The sequence below is a fragment of the Psychromonas sp. genome (genome assembly GCF_983033635.1).
In genome coordinates this window covers 1,953-4,739 of record NZ_CEZLMY010000221.1, presented here as the reverse complement: position 1 = coordinate 4,739, position 2,787 = coordinate 1,953, and the positions used below count along the sequence as shown (strand labels likewise).

At 38.2% G+C, this 2,787-nt stretch carries 4 protein-coding genes; all 4 read right to left on the bottom strand.

What is annotated here, in order from left to right; all coding sequences use genetic code 11:
• Positions 1–285 (bottom strand): sigma-70 factor domain-containing protein (locus tag AC4GME_RS17295; protein ID WP_490379884.1); only part of this gene is annotated, 285 nt, incomplete at its 3' end.
• Positions 286–353: 68 nt separating this feature from the next.
• Positions 354–1,250: a peptidoglycan DD-metalloendopeptidase family protein gene (locus AC4GME_RS17290; protein WP_490377578.1), complete on the bottom strand. Its 897-nt coding sequence runs from the start codon at positions 1,248–1,250 to the stop codon at positions 354–356.
• Between the two features lie 6 nt (positions 1,251–1,256).
• Positions 1,257–1,838: a YqaA family protein gene (locus tag AC4GME_RS17285; RefSeq protein WP_490377579.1), complete on the bottom strand. Its 582-nt coding sequence runs from the start codon at positions 1,836–1,838 to the stop codon at positions 1,257–1,259.
• 106 nt (positions 1,839–1,944) lie between these two features.
• Positions 1,945–2,787: tRNA pseudouridine(13) synthase TruD (gene truD, locus AC4GME_RS17280; RefSeq protein WP_490379883.1), on the bottom strand; the 843-nt coding region annotated here is incomplete at its 5' end.

The window sequence follows — 2,787 nt, the reverse complement described above, 5'->3', positions numbered from 1 at the left end:
ACCGCGTAATGAGCGACGTGCGTAATACACCTCTTCCTGAGCTGTTAATAATGGAGAAAAACCAATCTCACCGAGATAGAGTTGAGTGGCATCCATTATTTTTAATTCACTACTTGCGGTTACTTTGTTTGCATCTACATTTTTATCTATATTTTTATCTATAGTTCTGTCATCTTGACATTCTTGTAAATTGCTTTTAGCCACTTTACCCATAGCTAATATCCCCTTTTTTTGAATACTTAAATTCTTCTTTTTCGCTCTAAGAGTTGTGTTGCAATGGCCCATAACATTCCCTTATATAATTAAAGATAATCTAGGTTTATTGCACAATAATGATGCTGGATGCCGAATATTTACCGCTTTGGCAGGTAACGTAACGGATCGACTGATTTACCACGGTAACGGATTTCAAAGTGTAAATGCACACTTTCAGTGCCGCTATCGCCCATTATTGCTATTTTTTGGCCCACTTTAATTTTTTCATTCTCACGAACTAATAGTTTTTCATTGTGTGCATAAGCGCTTAAATAATCATAATTATGTTTAATAATAATTAGATTGCCATAACCGCGTAAACCACTACCTGCATAAACAACCTTACCAGATGTGGTTGCATAGATAGCTGTTCCACGTTGATTGACAAGACTAATTCCTTTCATCCCGACTTGCGAGGAGGAAAACGTTTTAGTTAACTTCCCTTTTGCAGGCCAACGCCAGACACTTACTTTTTTATTGTTCGTTTGTTTGTTTTTTATTGTTGTTTTAGCTACTTTTCCATCAGCCTTGTTTGCAGAATATGCTTTTGTTTTTTTCTGTACAACCTTTTCATTGCTGTTTTTATTGCAGCTTTGACCTGTGCAGTGTGTTGAAGCGTTTTTATCTATTTTTTGTGAAGAGAGGTCACTTTTTGCAGTTGTTTTTTTTGCCTTGCTAGGTTTTTGTTGCTTTTTTTCTATTAGATTTAATATCTGTCCTTCGTAAATAGTATAGGGTGGCTTTAAATTATTACGCTTAACTAATGTTTTAACGTCAAGATCCGATTTCCATGCAATTGCATACAAGGTATCACCGGCTTTAACTTTGTAGTTTTTTAATTTTTTAGCAGAGAAACTGCTCTTCGAAGAACTTTTAGAGGGGGCACTATGTTTGCTTTTGCTTAAGGTCAGATCGGAAACAGGGGCTCTGGAGCCTGATGATGAACACCCTGACAGCCCCCAGAAAAGTACGATAAAAACAGCAAAATATTTCACAAGCAGTTAGTGCTTCACTATTAAATATAAAATTACGGCAAGCAAAATTGTTATCCACCCCAAAATATCAATATATTTACTCAGTTTCGCTTCCATCTTTTCACCACCTAAAACCATTAAACCAGCCACTACAAAGAAACGCAAACCTCGACCAATTAATGCTGTCAACATAAAGGGTAAAAACACCATACTCATTACACCGGCGGTAATGGTAAACACTTTAAAGGGAATCGGCGTAAAACTGGCAATAAAAATAACCATTACCCCCCACTGTGAAAACCAGGCTTGCGCTGTTTGCATCTTATCCTGATAGCTCATGAACTCTATAAAAGGCAAAACAACGGGCTCATATAAAGCATGACCAATGTAATAACCAACTGCACCACCAATAACAGAAAAAATGGTTGCGCCTAACGCAAAACGCCAAGCTAATTGGCGTTTAGCAAGCGCCATTGGCGCTAACATGATATCAACAGGGATAGGCCAAAAAATGGACTCAATAAAAGCGGTCATATACAGATAAAATGGCGCGTGCTTATGTTTTGACCAAAGCATTACTTTGCCATAAAGCGGGGAAAATATTTTCACGGTGTTTTCTCATCTCGTAAATTAAAAAATCTGAGTGTTGGTTTTATTAACAGTCAGGCTTAGCGTTAAATTATTTATCTAAACATATCGAAAGAGTTGATAATTATCACGTCGCCGTAAAATCACTAATTAATTCACGCAAAACACTGGTCGCATAACAACCCGATGGCAGATAAAAATCGATTTTTACACTACTGTCATCAAGCCAAGTAGCACTAAATTTTTCAGGGATTAATAACAAAGGTCGACGCTCTTGTTTCAAACCATTTTTAGCCAACCCCGCCTGAATCTCCTGGTAAGTTGATAAGAGTGCTGTTTCATACTCTTTCGCATCTAACTCAGAGGTCAGCTCTCCCGCTCCCCATAAAGGTGCGGTTAAACAGATTTCACGTTGCTCTAAACGCAGCATTGTCGCGGGCTCAAGATCCGTTAACGGAAAAAAAGAACGATTGCCAACAAACTGAACACAGTCACCTAACAATGGTTTTTTATACAAATCATCTTTGATACGCGCAGAAATCACTTGATTAAACAGATAACTGCGAGCTGCGCTTAAATAAATACCGCGCTTAAAACGATCTTTTATTTTTCGTCCTTGAAACATAGTTAAAGCCGCATTGACATTGTTACCATCAAAACCAAAACGCTGCTGCCCAAAATAGTTCGGCACACCATCCTGCACTTGCTGTAATGCTTTTTGCAGCGCGCTTTTATCACTAATTTCACGTAAAACAATTGAAAAGTAGTTACCTGCTAACGCGCCCGTTTTTATCTTTTTATTATGGCGAATAACTTTTAAAATCGTTACACCGGGTGATTCAAACTGCGAAAAATCGGGTGTGATTTTTCCAGGGATATGCAATGAAAACCACTGTTTTGTATCCCCCTGACGATCTTTAAGGCCTGCGTAGCTAACATTGCGTGCCGGGATAGCTGCAAATTTCGCCAG